The 16,891-nt window shown below is 61.6% G+C and carries 16 protein-coding genes; 7 read left to right on the top strand and 9 right to left on the bottom strand.

The features are described from left to right. The 6 genes from ACZ9IU_RS24170 to ACZ9IU_RS24145 are packed head-to-tail and all read left to right on the top strand — an operon-like array spanning position 1 to position 6,450. On the top strand, positions 1-1,233 hold the full coding sequence (locus tag ACZ9IU_RS24170) for an acyl-CoA dehydrogenase family protein (protein ID WP_040125547.1): 1,233 nt from the start codon (positions 1-3) through the stop codon (positions 1,231-1,233). Between the two features lie 8 nt (positions 1,234-1,241). Next, on the top strand, positions 1,242-2,276 hold the full coding sequence (locus ACZ9IU_RS24165) for an ABC transporter substrate-binding protein (RefSeq protein WP_040125548.1): 1,035 nt from the start codon (positions 1,242-1,244) through the stop codon (positions 2,274-2,276). After that, positions 2,273-3,139 carry an NmrA family NAD(P)-binding protein gene (locus ACZ9IU_RS24160; protein WP_040125549.1) on the top strand — a complete coding sequence of 289 codons (867 nt, stop codon included), beginning with the start codon at positions 2,273-2,275 and terminating at the stop codon, positions 3,137-3,139. The genes ACZ9IU_RS24165 and ACZ9IU_RS24160 overlap by 4 nt, the downstream gene beginning before the upstream one ends. 5 nt (positions 3,140-3,144) lie before the next feature. After that, complete coding sequence (locus tag ACZ9IU_RS24155) at positions 3,145-4,398, top strand: FAD-dependent oxidoreductase (protein ID WP_040125550.1); 1,254 nt, start codon at positions 3,145-3,147, stop codon at positions 4,396-4,398. A gap of 18 nt (positions 4,399-4,416) precedes the next feature. Beyond that, positions 4,417-5,067 carry an NAD(P)-dependent oxidoreductase gene (locus ACZ9IU_RS24150; RefSeq protein ID WP_040125551.1) on the top strand — a complete coding sequence of 217 codons (651 nt, stop codon included), beginning with the start codon at positions 4,417-4,419 and terminating at the stop codon, positions 5,065-5,067. A 30-nt stretch (positions 5,068-5,097) separates the two neighbouring features. After that, positions 5,098-6,450, top strand: a complete 1,353-nt coding sequence (locus ACZ9IU_RS24145) for an NtaA/DmoA family FMN-dependent monooxygenase (protein WP_040125552.1) — start codon at positions 5,098-5,100, stop codon at positions 6,448-6,450. A 42-nt stretch (positions 6,451-6,492) separates the two neighbouring features. Here ACZ9IU_RS24145 and ACZ9IU_RS24140 read toward each other — a convergent pair whose 3' ends face one another. The 9 genes from ACZ9IU_RS24140 to ACZ9IU_RS24100 all read right to left on the bottom strand — a co-directional run bounded on the left by ACZ9IU_RS24140 (position 6,493) and on the right by ACZ9IU_RS24100 (position 15,763). Continuing rightward, on the bottom strand, positions 6,493-7,194 hold the full coding sequence (locus ACZ9IU_RS24140; protein WP_051900650.1) for a glutathione S-transferase family protein: 702 nt from the start codon (positions 7,192-7,194) through the stop codon (positions 6,493-6,495). 43 nt (positions 7,195-7,237) lie between these two features. Beyond that, a complete protein-coding gene (locus ACZ9IU_RS24135) occupies positions 7,238-9,346 on the bottom strand; it encodes a molybdopterin cofactor-binding domain-containing protein (RefSeq protein ID WP_051900651.1) in 2,109 nt (702 codons plus the stop codon). Then, positions 9,346-9,825 (bottom strand): (2Fe-2S)-binding protein, encoded by a 480-nt coding sequence (locus tag ACZ9IU_RS24130; protein WP_080719388.1) that lies wholly within the window; start codon positions 9,823-9,825, stop codon positions 9,346-9,348. The genes ACZ9IU_RS24135 and ACZ9IU_RS24130 overlap by 1 nt, the downstream gene beginning before the upstream one ends. Positions 9,826-9,972: 147 nt before the next feature. Next, complete coding sequence (locus ACZ9IU_RS24125; RefSeq protein WP_051900653.1) at positions 9,973-10,947, bottom strand: Bug family tripartite tricarboxylate transporter substrate binding protein; 975 nt, start codon at positions 10,945-10,947, stop codon at positions 9,973-9,975. Positions 10,948-11,079: 132 nt separating this feature from the next. Beyond that, complete coding sequence (locus ACZ9IU_RS24120; RefSeq protein WP_040125919.1) at positions 11,080-11,703, bottom strand: nuclear transport factor 2 family protein; 624 nt, start codon at positions 11,701-11,703, stop codon at positions 11,080-11,082. An 84-nt stretch (positions 11,704-11,787) separates the two neighbouring features. Then, positions 11,788-13,293 (bottom strand): tripartite tricarboxylate transporter permease, encoded by a 1,506-nt coding sequence (locus ACZ9IU_RS24115; protein ID WP_040125554.1) that lies wholly within the window; start codon positions 13,291-13,293, stop codon positions 11,788-11,790. Positions 13,294-13,311: 18 nt separating this feature from the next. Further along, positions 13,312-13,770: a tripartite tricarboxylate transporter TctB family protein gene (locus tag ACZ9IU_RS24110; RefSeq protein ID WP_040125555.1), complete on the bottom strand. Its 459-nt coding sequence runs from the start codon at positions 13,768-13,770 to the stop codon at positions 13,312-13,314. A gap of 237 nt (positions 13,771-14,007) precedes the next feature. Further along, on the bottom strand, positions 14,008-14,769 hold the full coding sequence (locus ACZ9IU_RS24105) for an SDR family NAD(P)-dependent oxidoreductase (protein ID WP_051900655.1): 762 nt from the start codon (positions 14,767-14,769) through the stop codon (positions 14,008-14,010). Positions 14,770-14,989: 220 nt separating this feature from the next. Then, positions 14,990-15,763: an HpcH/HpaI aldolase family protein gene (locus ACZ9IU_RS24100; RefSeq protein WP_040125556.1), complete on the bottom strand. Its 774-nt coding sequence runs from the start codon at positions 15,761-15,763 to the stop codon at positions 14,990-14,992. Positions 15,764-15,983: 220 nt separating this feature from the next. On the opposite strand from ACZ9IU_RS24100, the gene ACZ9IU_RS24095 reads away from it, so the two are divergent. Then, complete coding sequence (locus ACZ9IU_RS24095) at positions 15,984-16,877, top strand: beta-keto acid cleavage family enzyme (RefSeq protein WP_040125557.1); 894 nt, start codon at positions 15,984-15,986, stop codon at positions 16,875-16,877. Positions 16,878-16,891: the final 14 nt, after the last annotated feature.

The following is a 16,891-nucleotide window of genomic DNA, read 5'->3' as shown; positions in this document are numbered from 1 at the left end:
ATGACCGCTTCGATCGATTTCGCGTCGCTGATTGCCAAAGCTGAGGAACTGGGAAAACGCTTCGCGTTGACTGCCCGTCATTATGACGAGACAGGCGAATTTCCTTTCGCCAATTTCGATGCTCTCTACGAAACCGGCCTTCTTGGCCTCGTGACGGCGGTCGAACATGGCGGCCGCGGCGGCGGCCTGACCGAAGCGCTTGCGGTCGTTTCCGCCATCGCCCACGGCGAGCCTTCCACCGCGCTGGTGCTCTCCATGCACTACAACCAGCACTATTCGATCCGCGCGTCGGGCAAATGGCCGAAACATCTGGTCGAGCGGGTAACCAAAGCCAATCGTGAAGGCGTCGCATTGATCAATGCCGCGCAGGTGGAGCCCCGTGTCGGTTCGCCTTCGCACGGCACGCCGCCGGAAACCGTGGCCCGCAAGGTCGGCAACGAATGGCGGATCACCGGCCACAAGACCTATGCGACCGGGATTCCGCTTCTGCGCTGGGTCTCCGTGCTCGCCATTACCGACGAGCCGGAGCCGCGCCTCGGTTCATTCCTGGTGCCGACCAGCGCCGATGGCATCCGGGTGGAAAAGACCTGGAACGCCACCGGCATGCGCGCCACCAACAGCGACGACCTGATCCTCGACGATGTGGCGATCCCGCTGGAGGACGTGCTCGACATCGCGCCGGCCAGTGAGGGCATCAAACGTGACGAACGCCTGGGCGCCTGGTATTTCAGCCTCGTCCCGGCGATCTATGACGGGGCCGCCCGAGGCGCCCGCGACTGGCTGATCGAATTCACCACATCAAGGGCGCCGGCAAGCCTTGGCGCTCCCCTCTCGACAGTACCCCGAATTCAGGACGGCCTCGGCCAGATCGAGGTCTGGCTGACGGTGAACCGCCGCCTGCTCCGCTCGATCGCCGAGGATTTCGATGCAGGACGGCCGTTCGGTGCGGATGCGGCGGCGGTCAAACATACCGTCATGGAAAACGCCATCGCCGTCACCACGCTGGCACTGGAACTCGGCGGCAATCCCGGCATCAGCCGCGACAACCCACTGGAGCGGTATCACCGGGATGCGTTGTCCGGCAAGGCCCATGCGCCCCAGAACAACCTTATCCGCACCATGCTCGCCAAGGCCGCGCTCGGCCGGCACGCCGCTGCACCCGCGGTCGTGCTCGAACCGGTGCCGGTGCGCCCTCACCCGCAACCCCGCCTCGCCGTCGTCGGCCGCGGTTAGGAGCCATCATGTCTTTTCTCTCCTCCGTCTGGTACACGCGCTGCCCGGCGCCGACGCCCCTCTCCATCGCCCACCAGCTCGGCTGGATCGACCGGCAGTTCGAATCCTCCGGGGTCGTTGTCCGCTCGATCCGCGACAGCAAGGATCCCGTCGCTCGTCAGAGCCATTTCACCCATACGCTCGACTATTCTTTCCGGCAGGGGGGCAATATCCCGCCGATCTGGGCACGCTCCGGCGGACGCGAGACCCGCGTCATCGGCATCACCAGCACCGATGAGTTCCAGGCGATCATCGCGCTCCCCTCCTCCGGCATAAAGACCGGCGCCGACTTGAAGGGCCGTCGCCTCGGCGTGCCGCGCAAGCCGGACGAGAAGATCGTCGATTTCCAGCGAGCCACGGCTCTGAAAGGGATTGTTTCGGCGCTTTCGCTCGATGGCCTGACGCACGATGACGTCAAACTCGTCTATCTCGACAGCACCGAGGCCGACCTGATCGAGCGGGGCAACACCGCCTTTCTCGGCCTGAAGCGCCGTTACCCTTATGGCGACGAACTTCTGGCCCTTGCCCGCGGCGACATCGACGCCTTTTTCGTCAAGGGTGCGGAAGGCATCGTGCTTGCCAACCAGATCGGCGCCGTCGTCGTCTCGGAATTCGGCTTCCATCCCGACGCGAAGATTCGCATTAACAATGGCACGCCGCGGCCCCTGACGGTCGATGCGCGCTTCCTCGACGAGCATTTCGACCTCGTTACCGAGCTTGTCGAAACCATCCGCGGCGTGGCGGCGTGGGCTGAGGCCAATCCGGGAGATGCGGTACGCTTGATCGCCAATGAGATCGGCGTTGGCGAAGATGCGGTCTGGGCGGCAAATGGCCCCAACGTGCACAAGCACTTGACGCTCTCGCTGGATGCAGACCAGATCGCCGCTTTCGACCACTTCAAGAATTTCCTGCTCGAATGGGGCTTCATTCCCGCCGATTTCGATGTTTCGGCCTGGATCGACAGCGGTCCATTGGAAGCTGCAAACCGGCGGGCAGCCGCATGAGCCGGATCCTCGTTACCGGCGCGACCGGGAGGCTGGGCCGGCTTATCGTCGAACGGCTCGTCGCGCAGAACCGGCCGGTCCGGATCCTCACCCGCCGGCCGGAAACGGCACGCAACCTGTTCGGCACCGCCGTCCAGATCGCCGCCGGCGAATTTGCCGACCGCTACTCGCTCGATGCCGCCATCCGGGGCGTCGGGCGGCTTCTCCTCCTGTCACCGATCAGTGAAAGGCTGGCAGCGGACCAGATTGCCGTCGCCAACGCCGCCGAGGCCGCGGGCGTGCAGCGCATCGTCAAGATTTCCGGTTCGGACTGGACGATCGATCCGCCCGGCGTCTCGATTTCCGGTGACGCCCACGCGGCCGTCGAGCAACACCTCCGCCGCCTTTCGATTGAATCGGTTTCCCTTCGTCCAAATGCGTGGATGCAAGTGTCGCTTGCCAACACCATCAAACACGTCCTGGCCGGCAATCCCGTCACCGCCGCGAACCTTGATGCCGGCGTCGGATATATCGATGCCCGCGACATAGCCGATGTCGCCGTCCATCTTCTTCTCGCCGACCGTATCGCCGACGCCGGCGCGTTCAACCTGACGGGCCCTGACGTGAGGACGCCGCGGCAGATCGCAAGCCTCATCGCGACAGCGCTTGGGCGACGGGTCACGGCGATCGAGAAGCGGCCTGCCATCGGCCCTTCCGATACTGATTTTGAACATCGGGCCGTCGCGCAATTCGCCACCCTTATCGCCGCCGGCCGCGCGGCCGTTACGACGGATCTCGTCGCCTCGATCCTGGGGCGACCACCGCGAAGCGTCGAGGCCTTCGTGTCAGATTATCTCGCCGCCGAAGCGGCCCTGGTTGGATAGAACCCATGAGTATTCCCTTCGTCGACATCGCCATCATCGGCGGCGGCCCTGGAGGCCTCGCCCTGGCTCAGGGCCTCAAGAAAAACGGCATCGATACCGCCGTCTTCGAGCGCGATCCGGTCCGCGCCGACTATGTGCAGGGCTTTCGCATGCGTATCCGCCAGCGCGGCATCGATGCGCTTCAGGCCAACCTGCCGCCGCATCTGTACGACGCCTTTCTCGATACTCTCGGCCTTGCGCCAACGGAAAATCTTGTACTCGACGCGCAGTTTAATCGGCTGGAGGACACGGGGCGTGGCAGCGGGGAGCCGGAAGATACGCATATCGAAAAATCCGTAAGCCGCATCACGCTGCGACAGATCCTGCTTTCCGGCCTCGACGATATCGTTCAAACCGGCAAACGTTTTGAACGATACGCTCTTCAGCCGGATGGCACGGTGATCGCTCATTTTGCCGACGGCTCGGCAGTGCGCGCCAATCTGCTGGTCGGTGCCGACGGGGCGGGATCGGCGGTGCGACGCCAGCTCCTGCCTGATCTCACCAGCATCGATACCGGCGTACGTCGTCTCGCAGGAAAGATCACGCTCAGGGATGCCGAACGCCATGGCATCTCGCCGTTGCTCACCGACTTCAACACCCATATCCGCCCGCGCGACGGCCGCACGCTGATGATCACCAGCCACCGGGTCAATCCGGCTGCTTACGCGCGCCATGGCCTGATTGGCACCGAGGACCCAAGCCATCGGGGTATCCCCGGGTTCCACTTCAACAACACCGCCAGCTATGCCTGGTGGAACACGGCCTACGACACCGGCGAGCTCGGACCGGACGAAGCCTTGGAAAAGCTGGACGGCGCTGCATTGCTCGAGGTGCTTCTCGCGCGTATCGCACATTGGGACGAGCGCATCCTGAAGCTTATCCGGCATACCGATCCCTCGACCGTCGCCTTCCTCAAGGTGAAGAGTTCGACGCCCGGCGCCATTTGGCAGACGGGACCGGTCACCCTGCTTGGCGACGCCATCCACGCCATGACCTATTTTCGCGCGCTGGGCGGCAATACCGCGCTCTACGATACCGGCCTTCTCGTGCCTCAGATCGTCGCCGCCCGCCGCCACGGCAAACTCCAGGCGGCTGCCGTCAACGATTATGAAAATGCCATGCGCGAGCACGGCTACGAGGCCGTGCGCTCCTCTCTTTCGGCAATGTTACGCAATGTCGGTGCCGGCCGGCCGATTTCGGCCGTGGCCGCTCCCCAATAGCTTCAAGGAAATAATCTCATGTCCATCGTCGTCTTCGGCGCCTCCGGAAACATCGGCAGCAATATTCGAAAGGAAGCGCTATCCCGCGGCCACCGCGTCACCGCCGTCACCCGCTCGACAGAGATCGAACCCGCTGAGCGCTTGGCTGTCCTCAAGGCGGATATCGCCAATGCCGACGACGTCGCAAAGATTGCCGCCGGCCATGATGCGGTGATCAGTGCCTACAGTCCCGGCCTGCGCCGCTATTCTGCGGAGGAAGCGGCCGAACTCATCCACAGAGCGCATGACGCGCTGTTTGCGGGGATCAAACACGCAGGCGTCCGCCGCCTCATCATCGTCGGCGGCGTCGGCAGTCTGGAGGCGAGTCCGGGTGTCGATGTGGTCGACAGCGATTTCTACCCAGCCGAACACAAGGCCCATACGCTGCGCAACCGCGAGATCCTGAGGAGCCTCAAGCGCGGTGACCACGATCTCGACTGGACCTATGTCTCGCCACCGCTTTCGATCAAGGCTGGCGAACGCACCGGCAAGTTCCAACTGGGCGAAGACCGTCTGCTGCGCGATGAAGCCGGCGAGAGCCGCATCTCGGAGGCCGACTTCGCCATCGCCATTCTCGACGAACTCGACAGGGGCCAGTTCGTCCGCCGGCGCTTCACTGCCGCCTACTGACCGGCCCGCCCAACCAGGATACCCAGACCCATGGCCAACACCCCGCGCAAGCTCAACCTCAATGTCGGCATCAACACGACCGGTTATCTCGGCAATGCCTGGAAATACCGGACGGGCAACCGGCACGAGATCACCGATCCCGACTATTACCGGCGCCTGACCGAGCTTGCCCACAAGGGCCTGTTCGACGCGGTGTTCTTCTCCGACCATCCGGCGCTGATGACCGATCCGAATGGCCGCCCCTTCCACACAATCGATCCACTGATCCTCTGCACGGCGCTTGCCGCCCAAGTGCCGGATATCGGTTTCGTGGCGACCATGTCCTCGACCTACAATTCGCCCTATAACCTCGCACGCCGCACCCAATCGACGGACATCATTTCGGGCGGCAGACTGATTATCAATATCGTCTCTTCCTTCAATCCGAACGTCGCCGCCAATTTTGGTTCGGAGCCGCTACCGCCGCGCAACCAACGTTACGCGAAGGCATCGGAATTCCTCGACGTCGCCAAAAAGCTCTGGGCGAGCTGGGACCCCTCTCGCGAAGGCAAAGTGCCGGAAGACCGTTTCTGGGATGCGACCAGCGCCCATGCGATCGATCACCAGGGCAGCTATTTTACCGTCAAGGGCCCGCTCAATGTTCCGCGCGGGCCGCAAGGCCACCCGGTCATCGCGCAGGCAGGCGCGTCTGAAGGCGGCATCGACCTCGCCGCCCGTCATGGAGAGATCATCTATTGCAACATCCTCTCGCGTCCCGCCGGCCAAGCCTTCGGCAAGAAGGTCAGGGACCGGGCAATTGCGTTCGGCCGCGACCCCTTGGGCATTCGCATCGTGCCCGGCCTCGTCGTCATTCTCGGCGAGACCCGCGAGGAAGCACTGCGCAAACACGAACTCTTCAGCGGCGCCGGCTCGGAAGACGGCCTGATCGCCCGCTTCGTCAAGGAGAACGGCATTGATCCTGACGGTTTCGATCCGGACGCGGTTCTGGATGCGGAGCGTTTCATTCCCGATCCAAATCGCCTGCAGGCGGTAGGCATGGGACTTGGGCTTGTCGATCTGCTCACCCACGAGAAGCTGACCGCCAGAGAGGTCGTGCGGCGTTCGGAAGGGCATCACCGCCTCCTGCTCGGTACGCCCGAGGAGGTGGCCGACGGGATCATCGATCTTTGGGCGGATGGAACCGTCGACGGCTATACGCTGCAGCCGCCTCGCGCGCCAGACGATATCGAGGAATTTGTCGATAAGGTCGTTCCGATCCTACAAGATCGCGGCGTCTACCGTACCCGGTACGAGGAAAAAACTGTCCGCGAGCGGTACGGACTGCCCTTTCCCCAAGCAGACGCGGACATCGGCAGAAGCGCCGCCATTTCACGGCTGCGCTGAGCTTCCCTATAATGTGCTGAACCGCCTGTCGCCCGCCTTTGGTTAGGCATTGGTCGAGATAGCGGTTCTAAAATGAGGATTCATCTCGCGCTCCAGCACGGTTCGCACGGCTGTTCTTTCGAGCATCTGGTTTTTGTGCCGGGTGAAATGCTCGAGCGTCTCCATCGGCAAGCCGTTGCTCGTGCCCCAGCCGTAAAAGACGAGCGCATAGGGGTCCACGACCGTATATTGTTCGCCCATGATCCAATGGTGATCGGCAATCAACCTGTCGATTTCTACCATGCTCTCCCAATATCTTGCCGCTGCCTTCGTCCGGATAGCGTCGTGAACCTCTTCCTCATCGGCGAAATGATAGGGCCGGAATTTGGCTTTCTGAAATATATGCGGCGTGTTCGAAAACCACGCCATCTGCGCGATACATTGCATCTGCTCGACAACATCTGTCGGAAACATGCGCAGTTCGGGATTGATGAGGCCGATATAGGCCAGTATCGCGGTGTTTTCCGTGATCACCTGGCCATCCGGCGTCACAAGGGATGGGACTTTCCCCCGGGGATTGATCGCCAGATATTCGGGAGCGAGGTGCTGTTGCTTCCCGAGCAGTGTCTCGATCGGTCGAAACGGCCGGCCGGTCTCCTCGAGAGCGATATGGGGAGCAAACGAACATGCTCCCGGACTATAGAAAAGAACCGTTTCACCTTTCAGAGCCGAGAGCCCGCCTGAAAGCCGCTCAACATTCTCCATATCCCGTTCCTCCCTATTGATCTCCAAGTCGCCGGCCGGACGCCTAAGCTCTCAAAGCGGCGGCCATGATCCGTTCCCGTGTCATCGGCATGTCGTGGATGCGCATGCCCAACGCATGGGCGACGGCATTGCCAATGGCCGCGGCGGTCGGCCCACCGGCGCATTCGCCCACTCCAAGCGCCTCATGCTGGTCCGCTTCGATAAGTTCGACACGAATTTCCGGTATGTCCGAAAACCGAATGACGGGATAGCTATGCCAATCAACGGTCGAGATCCCTTGCGGACCAAAACCTACTTCTTCGATCAGGGCCCAGCTGATGGCCTGAACGATATTGCCTTCGATCTGGTTGACGACGCCATCGGGATTGATGACGAGCCCCGCATCCACGGCGCACCAGATATCGGTCACGCGCACCGCCTCCTCGACCTCAACGGCTGCAACGACCGCGGCATAGGCCGACGCGTTTTTATAGCGGGCGATGCCGATACCCAAGCCCTTCCCGGCGCCGCCAGCGTCACGTGACGACCAGCCGGCCATCGCCGCGGCCTTTTCAAGGGTTCTGCGGGCCCGCGGGTCGGAAAGGCTGGACAGGCGGTATCTCACCGGATCCTCGCCGGCCCGGGCGGCAAGTTCGTCGATCAGGGCTTCGATGGCAAAGACATTCAAAGTCGCCCCGAGCCCGCGCAACGACGAGGTGCGCACCGGCACGTCGTGTATCAGGTGGTAGCTGATCCGCTTGGCGGCCATGTCGTAGAGCGGAATTCCGTTACGCACCGCACCTCCTCCCCGCTCGAGCGGAATGTCGAAGGGATTGCGTTCGGGCGGTGGCTCCTTCATCGCCTCGGCGGCCAGAAGATAGGCGCCCCCAACTCCGGGACGCTGGCCATGCGTGGCGCTCCATATCTCGGTCGTCCAATCGGCAGGTCGCCCGGCGGCGTCGACTGCCGCGTGGACGGTGACGGTCATTGCTGAGGAGAGCGGTTCGTAGCCGAACTCCTCTTCCCGCCGCCACATCAGCCGGATGGGTTTACCCGGTAGTGCCAATGCCACAAGAGCGGCATCCAACGCGGCATCATCGGCGCCGTTATGGCCATAACAACCGGCGCCTTGCACGTGGTGGCATGCGACCTTTTCGAGGGCCAGGCCGACCGTTTTTGCAATGTTTTCCCGCAACGGATGCATGCCCTGGCCGTGGGACCAGACGATCAGCATGCCATCGCGGTAAACTGCGACCGCGCAGGACGGGGCTAGCGAGCCATGAGACAGAAATGGGCGGGAAAAGGTTGCCGATATACAATCGGATAAGGGGTCAGCAGGAGGATCGCCGATCACTCGGTCAATAGAAGGCTGTGCGGCCACCCATTCAGCCGTGGCCTGTTCGGGATGCAGCGTCCGAGCGTTGGCCCAGACGGAATATTCCGCCGCAGCGACGGCCGCCGCGCGAACGGCGGTCTCGTCGCCCCCCACGAACGCCAGGAAGTTGTCGATGCGGACGACGTTGATATCGCCGCCGGCCTTGCGCCGCACGGCCGCTTCGTCGAGCAGCGTCAGCACAGCACCGCGGCCGGGCTGGCGCAGGGTGCGGGCATGCAGCATGCCGGGCAGCGTCATGTCCTGAATGAAGCCTGATCCGGTCAGCTTTGCAGGAAGATCGAGCCGCGCAACGGAAGTGCCGACGAGACGATAGGCATCCGCAGGCTTCGGCGAAACCATGCCTGTCGCCTCGGCAGAAAGATCGAGCTCGCCTGCGATCGTCCAATAGTCGATCCCGCTCGGCAGGCCGTTTCTGAAGAAGGAACCTTCGACGATGGTGAGCTCATCCGGCGAGGCGTTCAGACGCAGGGCAGCATGCATCAAGACAAGCGCGCGGACCTCCGCCGCGACGAGGCGAATTGCAGCGCCTGAATGCTCGATCGACCAGCTGGAGGCGGTATAGCCTTCCCCCGGCCCCTCCACGCTGTTGCCGGACATCATGCTGATCTGGCCGATGCCCAGATCCAGCTCTTCCGCAGCGATTTGGGCGAGCGCCGTCAGAACCCCCTGGCCAAGCTCGACCTTGCCAGTGCCGATCCGTACCGTGCGGTCGCTGAGGAAGCGAAGCCAGCGGTCCAGACGCGGGTTGTCCTTCAGACTGTGGACAAGCCCGGTCATCAAGCAGCCTCATGGCGCAACACGGCTGCTGCCTTGAGCACAGCGCGCAGGATGCGGGGATGCGATCCACAGCGACAGAGGTTTGCATCGAGCGCCGCAGCGACTTCGGCGCGCGTGGGGTCAGGATTACGATCCAGAAGAGCCTTGGCCGAAATGAGAATACCCGACAGGCAATATCCGCACTGTCCTGCCTGCTCATCGAGAAAAGCTTGCTGAAGCGGATGCAGCGCTTCAGCCGAGCCCAAACCTTCCACGGTGGTGATGCTGCGGCCGCCAAGCGTACCGACCTCACGACTGCAGGAATATTCTGCAGAACCATCGATCAGCACCATGCACGCGCCGCATTGTTCAAGCCCGCAGCCATATCGGCTGCCCTTCAGCCCCAGATGATTACGCAGCACGTCCAGCAGAGGCATAGTGGGAGGAACATCCAGATCGTGATCCCGACCATTGACGGTCAGAGTAAAGGGCTTGCTCATGCAATGTAGTCTCTTCTTTGCCTGCCTAACGAGATATCCGGTCGCTGAGGACCGCAGCTGGCGAGTCCGCCCAGCCTGCTCTGAAAAATGCCGGGCGTTGAACTTCAGCACCCGGCAATCTCTTTGCCGCCCTCCTTCAAATCGAAATCAGCTCGGCTGCACGAGGCCCGCCTTGACCAAGGGTTTGAGTGATTCAATCTCGCGCTCGATCGAACCGCGCATTTCGTCCGGCGTATTGACCACGGCCGTTAGACCGAGCGATGCCAGCTTGGCTTTGGCGGCGGGCGTGTCGCTCCACTCCTTGATGGCCTTATGGATGGCACTGACGATCTCGGGAGACATTCCCTTCGGGCCTACCGCGCCAAACCAAAGGGTCTGATTATAGTCCTTGAGCCCCTGTTCGGCGACCGTCTTTACATCCGGCAATTCGCCGATGCGCTGTGCTGACGTCACGGCAACGCCGTGGATTTTCCCATCCTTGATATGCGGCAGGTAATTGGACGGCGCGTCGAGAGCGAAATCGATATGCCCGCCGAGCAAATCGGCGAGCAGAGGTGGCGAGCCCTTGTAAGGGATGTGGTTTATCTCAATGCCGGTCTGCAGGCTGATGATGGCAGCACAGATATGACCTTTCGTTCCGGCGCCCGGGTTTCCGATATTTATCTTTCCGGGATTGGCTTTCGCGTAGGCAATCAGTTCCTGAAGCGATTTCGCCGGCGCCTTGGCGCTTGCGGTCAGCAGTGCCGGGCTTTCCGCAACCACCGTGATGGGCGTGAAGTCGACCTGAGGATCATAGGCGAGATTGGTCTGCACCACCTTGTTGGCGGCGATCGGTGCGCTGCCGCTGATGAGGATCGTGTAGCCATCCGGCGCCGAGCGGGCGAGCTTTCCGCCTGCGAGTGCACCGGCCGCGCCGGCCAGGTTTTCGATCACGAACTGCTGGCCGAATTTCGCCGTCAGCAGGTCTGCCACGAGACGGGCGATAATGTCGCTCGTGCCGCCCGGAGGGTAAGCCGAGATCACCACCACCGACTTGCTTGGCCAATTGGCAGCAATTGCTATTCTGCCTGAAGCCAGCGCGACAGCTGAGCCTCCCAGCACGATGAATTCTCGTCTGTTCATTCTGTTCCTCCTCCCACTCGTTAAATCGAGTTCCTTGGCTAAAGCCCTACCCTGTCTGCTCTTCAGGGCGAACTGCTGACTATCGCCGTTCCGCCCTTTGGAACGGCCGGCATGGCCTTCCTGCGCCGGCCGTCATTCATGGCCGGCAAGCCAGCTTTCTTCGCCGGCGTGGAAAGCGCTGAGCTCGTCGGGCCGATCGTCCCCCAAAAGGTCAGGACTGACCGTCACACCCCGCTTGTGCTGGATATAGGTGAGGAACTTGTAGGACGGCCGCATCGTCGCCAGAAGCGACCAATCGACAGGCAGCAAATCCGACGGATTGACCGGTTTCATGATGTCCCTCTCGAAAAGCACCTCGAAACTCATCAGCTTCCACGTCCCCGTTTCCCGGACCGCCCGAGAAAAGAAGCGGCAGAAGACGTGAACGTCGACTTCGATATCGTCCGGGCGTGCGCGGTTGAAAATCATCGCCGGACTTTCAACGGTTGCTCGATCACCGTTGACCTGCGCGAAAGCCGGAAACACCCAGTGCTTGCTGTTGCCGGTCGCGCCCATCCATTTGCGGGTCGCCTCCACATAGGCCTCTCCGCCGCGGGCGTCATACCAGCTTGTACGAATGTAAGCGTCCTTGTGGAAACATGCGCTCATGGTGTCGAAACGACGTTGGTCACGGGCAAATCGCTCGCGGCGCACGAGATCGAATAATTCTTCACGATCGAGAAGAGCTCGAAGGCGTTTGTCATCGTCCAGCTGCATCATAACCCCCTGAAGGTTGATCGATTGGTTCGGTCAGAGTCAGGCGCTTCCGGCAGAAGGCGCCGGACGCTTCATTTGTTGCCATCAGTCGGCCTCCTGCAGCCCCTCCTCACGCACCTTGCGGAAGCGCGGCGATACAATCGACAGGAGGAGCAGGAAGGCAACGATCAGCGTGCCGAGACTGAGCGGGCTCGTGAAAAAGACCGTCGCGTCGCCATGGGAGATCAGAAGCGCCCGTCGCAGATACTCTTCCGCCATCGGGCCGAGGATCATCGCGAGAATGAGAGGCGCAGGTTCTGCCCCAATTTTCTTGAAGAAGTATCCGAGCACGCCGAACAGGGCCATCATGTAGACATCGAAGACGCTGTTGTTGATGCTGTAGACGCCGATCGCGATGAAGACGCAGATCACCGGGAACAGGAAATGGTAAGGCACCGAGATCAGCCTTGCCCACATGCCGACAAGCGGAAGGTTGAGAAACAGCAGCATGAGGTTGCCGAGCCACATGGAAACGACAAGGCCCCAGAACAGGGCTGGCTGTTGCGTCAGGATTTCAGGCCCTGGCTGGACGCCCTGAACCACCAGCGCACCGATCATCAGCGCCATGGTCGCGGTTCCGGGAAGGCCGAGCGTCAGCATCGGGATGAAACAGGTTTGCGCCGCGGCATTGTTGGCAGCCTCGGGTGCCGCAACGCCTTCGATCGCTCCCTTGCCGAATTGCTCGGGATGCCGGGAAATCTTCTTCTCCAGCGCATAGGCTGAAAAGGAGGCGAGCAAGACCCCAGCGCCCGGCAGCACGCCGAGCAATACGCCGATGCCGGTGCCGCGCAGGATCGGCGCGGACATTCGGCGCCAATCGTCAGCAGTCGGGAACAGGCTGCTGACCGTCGCCACGCTGGCGACCCGGTTCCGCTCATTCTCCAGATTTGCAAGAACATCGCCCAGACCGAATATGCCGGTCGCGACGACCACGAAATCCAGCCCGTCCAGGAGGTTGGCGGAATCGAATGTGTAGCGCGCGGCCCCGGAATTGACGTCGGTTCCGATCATGCCGAGAAGAACGCCGAACAGCGCCATGCCAAAAGCCGTGAGCAGGGAACCACTTGTCAGCACCATCGACGTGATCAGGCCGAGCACGATCAGCGAGAAGTATTCCGCAGGTCCGAACGTCAGGGCGAAACTTGCAAGAAGCGGCGCCGATATCGCGATGAAAAGCGTGCCGACCGTACCGGCGAAGAAGCTACCGATCGCTGCCGCCGCCAATGCCCGTCCAGCCTTTCCCTGCTTGGCCATTTCATGGCCGTCCAGCGTCGTGACGACGGACGAAGCCTCGCCGGGAATGTTCATCAGGATGGCCGTGGTCGAGCCGCCATACTGGGAACCGTAGAAGATGCCCGCCAGCATGATCAGCGCCGTGTCGATCGGCAGTCCGAACGTGAAAGGCAGCAGCATCGAAATGGTGGCGATGGGGCCAAGGCCAGGCAGCACACCGACGGCCGTGCCGAGAAACACGCCGAAAAAACAGTAGAGGAAGTTCTCCGGCGTGGTCGCCGTCGAAAATCCAAGCAGAAGTCCGTTGAATATATCCATGTCAAACTCCTGCGATGTCTATAGGCCAAGGCCCTGCAGCCAGTTTCCGACAATCGGAACAGGCAGGCCGAGCAGTTCCACGAAAAGGACCGAACAGAACGCGGCAAAAGCAGCCGCCCCTGCGAAGGCTCTCCAGTCGAGCCGGAATTTTTCGCTCGTCGTGGCGCTGACGACCGTCAGCAAGAAGACGGCGATCGGCAGACCGAGCGGTTCGACGACCAGGCCAAAAATCAGGATCGCGAGGGAAACCACGACGATCGGCTTCCAGCCGATTTCCGGTATCGCTCCAAGGGTCAGCCGCGATCGGAACAGAACCAGAATGCCCGTGAGAACGAGCAGGCTCGATACGATGACAGGAAAATAACCCGGCCCCATCCGACTGGATGTCCCGAACGGATAGCTTGCCGCCATCACTGCCGACCCGACACCGATGGTGGTAAAAAACAGTCCCAGTAAAACGTCCTGGCTAAGCTTCATCCGAGCTCCTCACCTCAGAAGAAGTGGCACGCTATCGTAAGATACCCGATGCATGGTCCATCTCTTGAGAATGGACCATGATCATCAACGCACCACGAAACGTGCTCACATGGTTGATCAATACAAAGCTGGTGAAGGCTGGCAACGCGGCAATGACGATGTTTCACCAGACGAAGACGGCCGAAGCGGCGTGTCGCAGAATAGCGCGCGACGTTTCGGGCAATTTGCATGCTTGCGTTATAGATGGCGCCCCTCGTCGACAGGAACGACGATGCCGGTCGAACTGGTGAGATGAACGATACAGGCGATAACTGCTCGCGCAACATCATCCGGGGCAGTGATCCTCGCAAGAGGCAGCCTTTCCGCAACCTTCTGCAGCTGGTCTCGGGACCGATTGGGAACGAAATCCGTGTCCACGCCGGCAGGTGAAACGGAAAAGACGCGAATCTTGGGCGCCAGAACCTTGGCAAGCGCAATGGTGAGCGCATCCAGGCCGCCCTTGGCGGCCAGGTATGCGAGACTGCTTCCCACCCCCGTCCGCGCCGCAATGGAAGAGATGTTGACGATCGTCGCGCTGTCGGCCTGTTCCAACAAGGGTCGAAATGCGCGGATCATGGCAAATGGGCCTCTCAGATTTACCGTCAACGCTCGATCGAAGATATCATCCGTCAACGCGTCGAAATCGTTTGCCGCAACGGGTGTGGTGGCGCCTCCGCAATTCACCAGGGCATCGAGGCTACCGAATTTCTCGCCGACGGCGGCGGCGGCCTCGGTGACCGAGGCCGGATCGTCGATCGCGATGCGAATTGCAGCATGACCGCTGCCCTGGAGGCCGTTCACGACCTCCTCCGCCATCTCGCGTCGGCTGTTGTAGCCGACGATGACGGTGCTGCCCATGCTGGCGAGACGTGCCGCTGTCGCCCGACCGATCCCGCTGTTTCCACCGGTGACGAGCGCGACTTTCGGAATTTTCAGTTCCGGGATTTCGATGGCAGTCATTTCCCCTCCCGGCAAGACCTCTGCGGTTCCTGCCCATTATCGAAAGCTTGATGAAAATGCGTATCCATCCAGCCATCCCCCGCTGGTCGAACCCGATCAAGCAGGGACGTCGCTAATCTGCCCGGTCGACGCCCCCACGAAAAGCCCCTCGCCCCAAAGCGGCCGGTGTCGGGATCGCGATCCACAACGGTTTCGCCGGGGTTTCGCCGGCGGCAGCCAATTAGTCGCAATAGTCCTTCAGCGCCGCGGTGGCCGCCGATCGGATAAAGCCATGGTCGCTCGACACCAACATGGCGCTGGCGCCGAGCTCCTTGGCAAAGGTCAGATCTGCCTTACCATTCGGCAACAGCATCAGGGGAACGCCGGCCTCCCGAGCGGCCGCGGCCACCGTGGTGGCGATTTCGGCCACCTTGGCGCCGGCATCAGGATCGTCGCCGAATGATGCGGTAAGATCGCCTCGTCCCACGAACAATGCGTCAATGCCGTCGACCCTGGCAATATCGCCTGCATGTTCGACTGCTTCGGCATCCTCGATCATCGCAATGCATGTCACCCGTCGATCCTGCATCGCCATATGCTGCACACCGCCAACCACGCCCCAACCGCTGGCGCGCGTGAGCCCCGCAAACCCGCGGCTGCCGCCTCTATACCGGCAGGCTCTGGCAATCGCCTGAGCCTTCTCGACCGTCGTCACATGCGGGACCATGATGCCGGAGGCACCGCAATCCAGTGCGGAGAGGATATTCGCGTCGCTGAAGTCGCCGACGCGCACGATCGGCGCGATATTCGATGCCCTCGCCGCAAAGATCATCATATCCGTAATGGTGCGATCAAGCGGCGCATGCTCCTGATCGATGACCACGAAGTCGTAGCCAACCGCCCCCAGGATCTCGACCACCTGGGTGGTCGGAAGCTTGAGGAACGTGCCGATCATCCGATCTCGCGCCAGCAAACGATCGCGGAAGGAACTGAAGTGAGGACGTTGGTTGGTCATTGAGCCTGCCTTTCGATAGCTGCTGCCTATACGCTGCGGACGCAACTACGAAGCCAATAGCCGTACCGTTTCTCGCTGCGGAACGCCGGCTGCGGCCGCCTGTACGTTTCTAGGCGCGAAACGGCCGGCGATAAGAATTGTGATCGGCGGCTTCCGGTGCGAGCGAATACGCGAACCCTCATGGTCGATAGACGACCGCACTCAGCAAGGAAGGCGACGCTTGGCCGATCCCACAATCATCACCTGTGCCGTTACCGGCAATATAACGAGCCCTTCGCAGACGCCCTACCTGCCGATCACGCCGGAACAAATCGCCAATGCCTGCCTGGAGGCGACCCGCGCCGGCGCGGCCATCGTCCATATCCATGTCAGGCATCCCGACGGCCGACCGAGCATGGAGCTTTCCCACTACCGGGAGGTCGTCGAGCGCCTTCGGGCGGCCGACGATGACGTCATCATCAACCTCACCACGGGTCCTGGCGGTCGCTTCATCCCGAGCGAAGACGACCCGAAGACTGCCGCGCCGGGGACGACCCTGCTGCGGCCGGAACTTCGCGTCGAACATATCGCCGCATTGCGACCGGAGATCTGCAGCCTCGACTTCAACACGATGTATTCCGGGACATCGGTGGTCATCAACACGCCGCGCAATCTGGCGATCATGGCCGATATCATTCAAAATGCCGGCGTCCTCCCCGAACTCGAAGTGTTCGATACAGGGGACATACAGCTTGCCAATCATTTCCTGCAGGAGGGGCGGCTCGATGGCCCGGCGCTTTTCCAGATCGTGCTCGGCGTTCGTTACGGCGCCATCGCCACACCGGAAACCCTTCTTTATATGAAATCGCTTCTCCCGACGGGATCGCATTGGGCCGCTTTCGGCGTGGGGCGCTTCGAGTTCCCGATGCTGGCGCAGGCGTGGCTGGCGGGTGGACATGTCCGCGTCGGCCTGGAGGACAACATCTATCTCGAAAAAGGCGTGCTGGCCGAGAGCAACACGGTCCTTGTCCAAAAGGCCGTGCGAATCGTGAAGGAACTCGGAGGCACGATCGCCACGGTCGGTGAGACGCGCGAGATCCTGAAGCTGAAAAAACAGCTTCCAATGGCGATCTGAAACACATCCAAAGC

It is taken from the genome of Mesorhizobium sp. USDA 4132, assembly GCF_056279545.1.
This window is presented reverse-complemented; position numbering and strand designations above follow the sequence as displayed.